The following is a 7,553-nucleotide window of genomic DNA, read 5'->3' on the forward strand; positions in this document are numbered from 1 at the left end:
AAATGTTATTAAGCCTATTTAAAAAAACCTATTTTGTTCAAATTAGTGGAATTATAATTTTCGCTATAGTGATGGCCATACCAGGTTTTTTTCAGGACAAAACTGCTTTTTGGCCCGATAATACACTGTTTTTAAAAGTGAGTTGCTTACACCCTAGCCTACAAATCAATTGGCTATATCAAGGTTTGCAATTTGCTCTATTATTAACTCTTGCATTTTTTGTTAAATTGCTCTTCACCAGGCACCAACTGGTTCATCACCTCAATTTTATCCCTTCCCTATTAATTATTGCTTTATTTAGCTTTCAACAGCCTTTTGAATATCAGCTCATTAATACCATCAGTTTATTTCTTTTAGCCTTTGCTTTTAGCTTTCTTTTGAATGGTTTTGATGATGATAAACCTGATAATAGCTTATTCACTGCCTCCTTATTCATCTCATTATCTAGCTTTTTAAGCTATTCAAATGTATACTTTATTATTTTAGTATGGTTGAGTTTCTTTGTATTTCAAATTTATAGCTGGAGGTATTTCCCTATCACACTCGTTGGACTAATTACCCCTTATCTCTTCTTTTTCACCTGGTTATATTGGAATGACAAACTCCATCTTGTTTTGATAGAATGGGATCAAATATTAGATCAACTTATAGTATTGCCGAAAATTGATAGTCTAGTCCATATTTTCATCTTTAGCATCCTCGGATTTTTAATCTTATTAAGCTTAGCTAAGATTATTCCTGAAGCTCCAGGTAAAATCATTGCCATTAGGAAAAAGATATCTATTAGCCTTTGGTTTCTATTTATCAGCTTATTTCCATTTATATGGAGCCCAGATATCATCTCAAGAAATATCATTCTCATTCCTGTTGCAGGATTAGTGGGTTATTATTTAAAGACAGTGAAAACAAGAAAGTTTTGGGTAGATTTAGTATTTACTATTTTTATCCTCCTCTTAATTTTCAATAAATACTATTTGGCTTATGCTGAAAGAATATTTCTCAACTAAAGTTACTATAGAGGCCGGTTGCGACGAAGCTGGAAGAGGTTGTTTGGCTGGTCCTGTATTTGCAGCTGCTGTTATATTACCATCAAACTTTAAAAATGAGCTCTTAGATGATTCCAAAAAAATAAATGAAAAGAACAGAAATATTCTGAGAGAAATTATTGAAAAAGAAGCTTTGTATTGGGCAGTAGGGACCTGTAGTCCACTTGAGATAGACGAAATTAATATATTAAATGCGAGCATCTTAAGCATGCATAGAGCATTAGATGGTTTAAAACAAAAGCCTGAACTCATCTTAGTGGATGGCAATAAATTCAAACCCTATCATGATATTCCTTATGAAACCATTATTAAAGGAGACGGAAAAATGATGTCCATTGCTGCTGCATCTATTCTTGCCAAAACTCATCGTGATGAATATATGCAGAAAATCCATTTAGAAACACCTTATTACGACTGGAATAAGAACAAGGGATATCCAACCAAATTTCATAAGAAAGCCATTGCCGAACATGGAACAACAATTCATCATCGAATGACTTTTAATATGACGGAACAATTGAAATTAAAAGTTTAAACCTGATACCTTCATAATAAAATGATTGCTAATTATCCATTATTTTCTATCCTAATTCATTAGAAACCTTTATTTTTGCAAGCGATTTGTACAAGAAAGAAGAAATAAAAAACACAAGGATTGAATTTTGGGATGAATTCCAAAAATTCTCCGCTCCCAAGAGGCGTAAATTAGGGAAACCTAAAACATGGACCATGCAATATACTGGTGTAAAAGCCTTAGACCTCAAGTTTCATATAGATAGAAAACTGGCCTCTGTTGGCATCGATGTGGTTTCAAAATCGCTTGAAAGCAAGGTGGCATACTGGAATAAACTACTCGGTTTAAAAGTTTTATTAAACGAACTTTTTGAGCAAGAAGTGGTTTGGGATGATATGTTTACGCTTGATAGTGGAAAAGATATCATTAGAATAGCTGTTTACAAACACAATGTCAATATCATGAATAAGGAATGCTGGCCTGAGGTTTATGAATTCTTTTTTGAAAATATGATTAAGTTTGAAGATTGGCTGGAGGAGTATAAGGATATTTTAAAGGTACAGAGAGAAATTTAGTTAACAGTTGATAGTGAACAACTAACAGTTAACAGTGAATAGTTAGGTTTGAAACAGTTAATCTAAGTTGCCTGAGTCTACCTAGTCGTTAAACAGGCATGTCGAAGGTGATGCAACAAAAGAGAGCTAACAAGTGATAGTTAATAGTTAAAACTAAATGTCTATTACGGAGAAAGTGCTCATCAGGCTCCCTTTAGGGTTGGGGCAAAACTGATGAGATAAAAGCTATTAAAAAACAACAAAAAACAACATATAATGAACAGCTTAGAACAATTAAAGAAATTCACAAAAGTAGTGGCAGACACTGGAGATTTCGAGTCTATTAATCAGTTTAAACCATTAGATTCAACTACCAATCCATCATTAATTTATATGGCGGCACAGGATAGTAAATATGCTCACCTGGTAGATCTAGCTTTAGAAGCTGCTAAAAAATATAGCGATGATAAGGCTCAACAATTGGAGCATGCATTAGATGTTTTGGCTGTAAACTTTGGATTAGAAATTTTGAAAATCGTTCCCGGTCGTGTGAGTACAGAGGTGGATGCTCGTCTTTCTTTTGATACTCAAAAAACCATTGCAAAAGCTCATCAATTGATTGAACTTTATGCTGCCGCAGGAATTGATAAAGAAAGAATCCTCATAAAAATAGCTGCTACTTGGGAAGGAATTAGAGCAGCAGAAATACTTGAAAAAGAAGGCATCCATACTAATCTTACTTTATTATTTAGCAAGGTTCAGGCTGTTGCTTGTGCTGAGTCTGGTGTTCAGTTGATTTCTCCATTTGTAGGTCGTATTCTCGATTGGTATAAAAAAGATAGAGGAGTCAGTCATATTGCAGCTCCTGAAGACCCAGGCGTTTTATCTGTTACTGAAATTTTCAATTATTATAAGAAATTTGGCCATAGCACTGAGATTATGGGTGCTAGTTTCCGTAATAAAGAAGAAATTATTGAATTAGCAGGTTGTGATTTATTAACTATTTCTCCTAATTTATTAGCTGAATTGGAGCAAAACGAAATTGAAATCACACAAAAATTAAATCCTGAAACAGCTAAAGATTTAGAAATTGAGAAGATATCAACTGATGAAGCTTCTTTCCGTTGGCAGATGAATGAGGATGCCATGGCCACTGAAAAGCTCTCCGAAGGTATTCGTAAATTTAGCGTTGATTTAGTGAAACTAGAAGTATTTATAGCCGCTAAGATGTAAGATATATTAAATTTAGAAAGAAGGATTTGTTTTCTCAAACAAGTCCTTTTTTTATACCCTAGAATAAGGGATGCTAAAGTAAAAGGCGGAACCTTTACCAAATTCACTTTCAGCCCAAATTCTTCCCTCTAACATCTCCACATAGGCTTTACAAATAGTCAAACCTAGGCCTGCTCCTTGTCGCGCTGAAACATCAATAACTTCTGCCTGAATAAACCTTTCAAAAATAGCTTCTAATCTATCCTGTTTCACCCCTATCCCCGTATCTTTTACAAAGAACTCTAACAACTCTCCTCTTAATTCATAGCCAAACTCTATCTGGCCTACATCGGTATATTTCAGCGCATTTTTAATCAGGTTAGCAAGAATGGCATCTAGTTTATGACCATCTGTAGAAATTATGACTTCATTATCTTTCAAACTTCTACAAGATTTTAAAATAAGTCCTTTTAAATCAGCCTCAGGCTTAAAAAAGGCATAAATATCATCTAGACTTGCGTTTACACTTATCTTGGATTTATTTAACGACATTAATCCAGATTCAATTTTAGAAATATCAACAATATCGTTGATGATATTCAACATGCGCATCCCGCTCCTCTCTATCACCTTGATATACTCCTTTTGCTCTTCGCCGCTGATATCTGGATCCTTCAATAGTTCTGAGAATCCTAATATTCCATTCATGGGAGTTCTGATTTCATGGGACATATTAGCTAAAAAGGCAGACTTTAATCTATCACTCTCCTCTGCCTTTTCCTTAGCTTCAAATAACTCACTTTCTATTTCTTTTTCCTTAGAAATATCAAATGAGATTCCTCCTATAGAAGGTTCCTCATCTGGAAAATTTAATACAAATTTAAAATCATGAAGCCAAACTTTTTTCTCATTAATCACACATGGATATCTTAAATCGACCCTAGTCATGGCCCCATCCAAAAGGTTTTTTTCATATCTATCGATTTGAGCTGCAACACTAGAATCAAAAACTGGTTTTAATAGGCTGCCATTCTTGGATTGCTTTAATCCTGAGATATTATTAACCATATCGTTCATATAAACTAGATTTTGATCATGGTCTTTTATATAAACAAAAGCAGGAGTATGATCCATAAAACTTTTAAAAACAGACTCGCTCTTTAAAACTTTTTGTGTGATTTGCTTTACTCTATACCTTAATAAGGCAATAAAGATAACTAATGCTAAAATCACAAGAATGATAAAAATGATTAATTGTTGCAACCATTCCGGAAATACAACTAAAGTCCCAATTTCCCCATGAGCCCATTTCTGACGAGCTACATTATAAATGGAATTTCTATCATGCTGCCATTTTAATAAATAGGTATTGAGTGTATTGATTAAGTCTTCATTCTCACCTTTCTTCACAGCAAAGAAGATATCAAAGGGATTAAAAACAATTCCAGTGGACATGAGGCCATATTGCCTGTGATTTGGAGCTCCATAGGTATTGTTAACAACACCAGCATCCACATCTCCCGATGCAATGAGCTGAAATACAGAGGGAGAATCTGCTGTTTCGAAAAAGGTACAAGATATGGAGAGCTTACTTACTAGCTCTTTTAAATGCGCTCCATTTTGGTCAGACTTCATTACTGCAATCACCTTTCCTTCCAAATCTAAAACACCTTGAATTTCGCTATGTGGATCCACATAGACTTCGCTCCAAACCGTAAGTAAAGGAACAGAAGAATAATCTAGGAACTCGGCTCTATCTTCGGTATAAGCAACGCTGGTTAATAAATCGACCTCCCCATTTCTAATTCGTGTTAAACCTTCGTTCCAGGTTCCAAACACATAAACGAATTGGATATTTTCTTTGGTAGCAATCTCGTTTAATGCATCCACATAGAATCCCTTTATTTCACCATCCTCATCTTGAAATATACCAGGATGAAAACTAAAAGCTCCTACCTTTACTATTCTTTGGGCATCAACATTCCATGTGACTAATATCAATAAAGCTAATATGGTAAGTACTCTTTTCAATTATTTTAGTTTATAGATAAATGAGCATTCTATTATTCAAAATATTAAAATTGGTATTCAAATATAATGAAAAATATTCAGAACTCTTAATTTAAAATCATTCAAAATAAACAATTCACACGAAAAAAGAGGTTAAAAAGCAGCTATAAAACACCTACCACGTACCTGCTGGAGCAAAAAGAAAATCAATTGGGTTATCAATATCATAAAGAAGCTGATGAGCTTTAGTTTCCTTTTCACAGAAAGGTTGAATAAGCTTTACCATATTTTGGTATGTTTCTTTGGTCAGAATACAAAAGAAGGTTTCATTGTCTTTAGTAAGAATGCCATCATCTTCTTTACCAATGCCCATAATCATATTACAATTACGTGGCTCTATAAAATCTATCGCAGCTAAATTCATCTTTTTATTCTGTTTAATGATAAGCTCCTCTATTAACTCCTTAAAAAGTAGGGATTCCGAACTATCAAAATCATAGAGACGGATTAGACTCTCTCCAAACTCATTAATATTTTCTATAAAATCTAGCTGCATAGTATTTCTTGCTTTATGGTTGAGATTTTGCAAAGGTAATAAGTATGCAATAGCTCAATTAAAAAGCCCAATAAAAAATACTGGACTTTTAAAGAATCTTCTAAACACTACTTGACTACTTTTTGACAAAGATCTCTCCAGCAATTTCATTCTTCGATTTCACTTGGATATAATAATAGCCAGGAAGTAAATCTTGCACAACAATACTTTCAGGGAGCTGTTCAAAACTTTGAATAGTCTGCCCCAGCGAATTGAGGAGGTTAAGTTCTAAAACTTTTTCTGGATTTTGTAAATCAAGTTTTATATAGCTCTGAGCTGGGTTCGGATACAGTGACAAGCCTTTGAGTTCAACAAGTTCTTGGAGTCCTGTTTGTGAACCATTGGCTTTACTTCCAAAAATGATGTAATTATTTGGACTACCATTATATTTCACTTCTAACAAGGGAATTTCACCACCTTGTTTATACCATAAATAGGATATATAGGTAATGGAACTTTGAGTAACAAAGGTGGTATCTTTTTCTACTCGTTTTACTCTAAACACATTGTTATGAGTTTTATTATCGGGCATTTTTAAGGTTCCGAAACCATCATATTTTACCTGTGCCCTCCTCTCACCTGTAGCCAAATCACCATAGTAAAAAGTAGAAGTAATATCTGAAGTTTCACCATACTCTAGTGGGAAAGCCATTAATGCAATAGGAGGAAACCAACCTGATGCTGATGGTGGACGATAACGATACATCATCAAAGTATCATTCTGAAAATCATAATAGCCCAAGAGTTCTCCACTCACTCCATTGGTATGTCGTTCGAAAGCTGCATCAGGAAAGTATTCTGCCATATCGTGTTGTTTCTCTCTATATGAATCCACATTCACAAAGCTGGCATAGCTTTCAAATGGCAAATAAGAAAAATCCCAAGTATAATCAGGTCCAGTTTCCAATTCTAAATCATGCTGAAAATTACTCTCTGGAATAAAAATAATAGAGTCACTATCTCCAATATTAGGCATATCAGAACTTGTGAAAGCAGGCTGTGCATAGGAATCGCCAATGATAAAAAAAGCCATTGAAAGCAAAAGCATTCTCAAATGAGTAAAATAGATTTTCTTCATAATTTTTGTTTTAGGATGAATAATAAAACAAAAGAAGAAAAAATGAAGAGCCCAAACAATACGACAGATGTCGTATTATTTGGGCTCTAAATAATTATACTTGATAGTTTAAGCCTTATTCGTTGTCATTTTACCAGCAAAATAAGCCATTGGAATATAGGCTAGAACCAAATCAACCACGATAAACCAAGTTGGAGAAGGGACCGATAAAACCATCATAATCCCACCTATTAAAAAAACAAGTCCAATAGACAATGCAAAGGTCATTTTATGAGTCGCTGCAATAAGTCCTGCTATTAAAGCTCCAACAAATGCACCCAAAGCATGTGCTAAAAATGGCATTAAATAATGAATGGGTTGCAATAAGTCTGCAGCAGCTATCAAGCCCTCTTCCGTAGTTAAGTCAGTCCCTTCAGGCATTAGCGTTAACTTAAGCAAAAAGCTCTTTCAATTTGTTGCTCAAAATTTAATCGATTTTTCCTTTTCTCATAAGTACAATACCTTGATAATTTAGCTAATGAGTCGCCTGGGATATTTGGGCTGT

General features: G+C 34.2%; 8 protein-coding genes. 4 read left to right on the forward strand and 4 right to left on the reverse strand.

The features are described from left to right. The first annotated feature begins 2 nt into the window (after positions 1-2). The 4 genes from HNS40_RS13005 (at position 3) to tal (ending at position 3,347) form a co-directional block, all read left to right on the forward strand. Positions 3-1,007, forward strand: a complete 1,005-nt coding sequence (locus HNS40_RS13005) for a hypothetical protein (protein ID WP_172281484.1) — start codon at positions 3-5, stop codon at positions 1,005-1,007. Next, a complete protein-coding gene (locus HNS40_RS13010) occupies positions 982-1,581 on the forward strand; it encodes a ribonuclease HII (protein ID WP_172281486.1) in 600 nt (199 codons plus the stop codon). The genes HNS40_RS13005 and HNS40_RS13010 overlap by 26 nt, the downstream gene beginning before the upstream one ends. Positions 1,582-1,667: 86 nt before the next feature. Further along, a complete protein-coding gene (locus HNS40_RS13015) occupies positions 1,668-2,135 on the forward strand; it encodes a DUF4268 domain-containing protein (RefSeq protein WP_172281488.1) in 468 nt (155 codons plus the stop codon). A gap of 255 nt (positions 2,136-2,390) precedes the next feature. Continuing rightward, a complete protein-coding gene (tal, locus tag HNS40_RS13020; RefSeq protein WP_172281490.1) occupies positions 2,391-3,347 on the forward strand; it encodes a transaldolase in 957 nt (318 codons plus the stop codon). Between the two features lie 51 nt (positions 3,348-3,398). On the opposite strand, the gene HNS40_RS13025 is transcribed toward tal, so the two are convergent. The 4 genes from HNS40_RS13025 to HNS40_RS13040 all read right to left on the reverse strand — a co-directional run bounded on the left by HNS40_RS13025 (position 3,399) and on the right by HNS40_RS13040 (position 7,429). After that, the gene (locus tag HNS40_RS13025) at positions 3,399-5,357 is read right to left on the reverse strand and encodes a histidine kinase dimerization/phospho-acceptor domain-containing protein (protein WP_172281492.1); all 1,959 of its coding nucleotides are present in this window, start codon (positions 5,355-5,357) and stop codon (positions 3,399-3,401) included. Between the two features lie 154 nt (positions 5,358-5,511). Further along, positions 5,512-5,892 carry a hypothetical protein gene (locus tag HNS40_RS13030; protein WP_172281494.1) on the reverse strand — a complete coding sequence of 127 codons (381 nt, stop codon included), beginning with the start codon at positions 5,890-5,892 and terminating at the stop codon, positions 5,512-5,514. Positions 5,893-6,007: 115 nt separating this feature from the next. After that, a complete protein-coding gene (locus HNS40_RS13035; RefSeq protein ID WP_172281496.1) occupies positions 6,008-7,009 on the reverse strand; it encodes a T9SS type A sorting domain-containing protein in 1,002 nt (333 codons plus the stop codon). Positions 7,010-7,117: 108 nt separating this feature from the next. After that, positions 7,118-7,429 (reverse strand): hypothetical protein, encoded by a 312-nt coding sequence (locus tag HNS40_RS13040; RefSeq protein ID WP_172281498.1) that lies wholly within the window; start codon positions 7,427-7,429, stop codon positions 7,118-7,120. Positions 7,430-7,553 lie beyond the last annotated feature (124 nt).

The sequence above is a fragment of the Lentimicrobium sp. S6 genome (assembly GCF_013166635.1).
Classification (GTDB): Bacteria; Bacteroidota; Bacteroidia; order Bacteroidales; family UBA12170; genus UBA12170.

Coding starts and splice junctions, on each gene's coding strand:
- HNS40_RS13005 (WP_172281484.1), top strand. CDS start 3: ATGTTATTAAGCCTATTTAAAAAAACCTATTTTGTTCAAATTAGTGGA.
- HNS40_RS13010 (WP_172281486.1), top strand. CDS start 982: ATGCTGAAAGAATATTTCTCAACTAAAGTTACTATAGAGGCCGGTTGC.
- tal (WP_172281490.1), top strand. CDS start 2,391: ATGAACAGCTTAGAACAATTAAAGAAATTCACAAAAGTAGTGGCAGAC.
- HNS40_RS13030 (WP_172281494.1), bottom strand. CDS start 5,892: ATGCAGCTAGATTTTATAGAAAATATTAATGAGTTTGGAGAGAGTCTA.
- HNS40_RS13035 (WP_172281496.1), bottom strand. CDS start 7,009: ATGAAGAAAATCTATTTTACTCATTTGAGAATGCTTTTGCTTTCAATG.
- HNS40_RS13040 (WP_172281498.1), bottom strand. CDS start 7,429: ATGCCTGAAGGGACTGACTTAACTACGGAAGAGGGCTTGATAGCTGCT.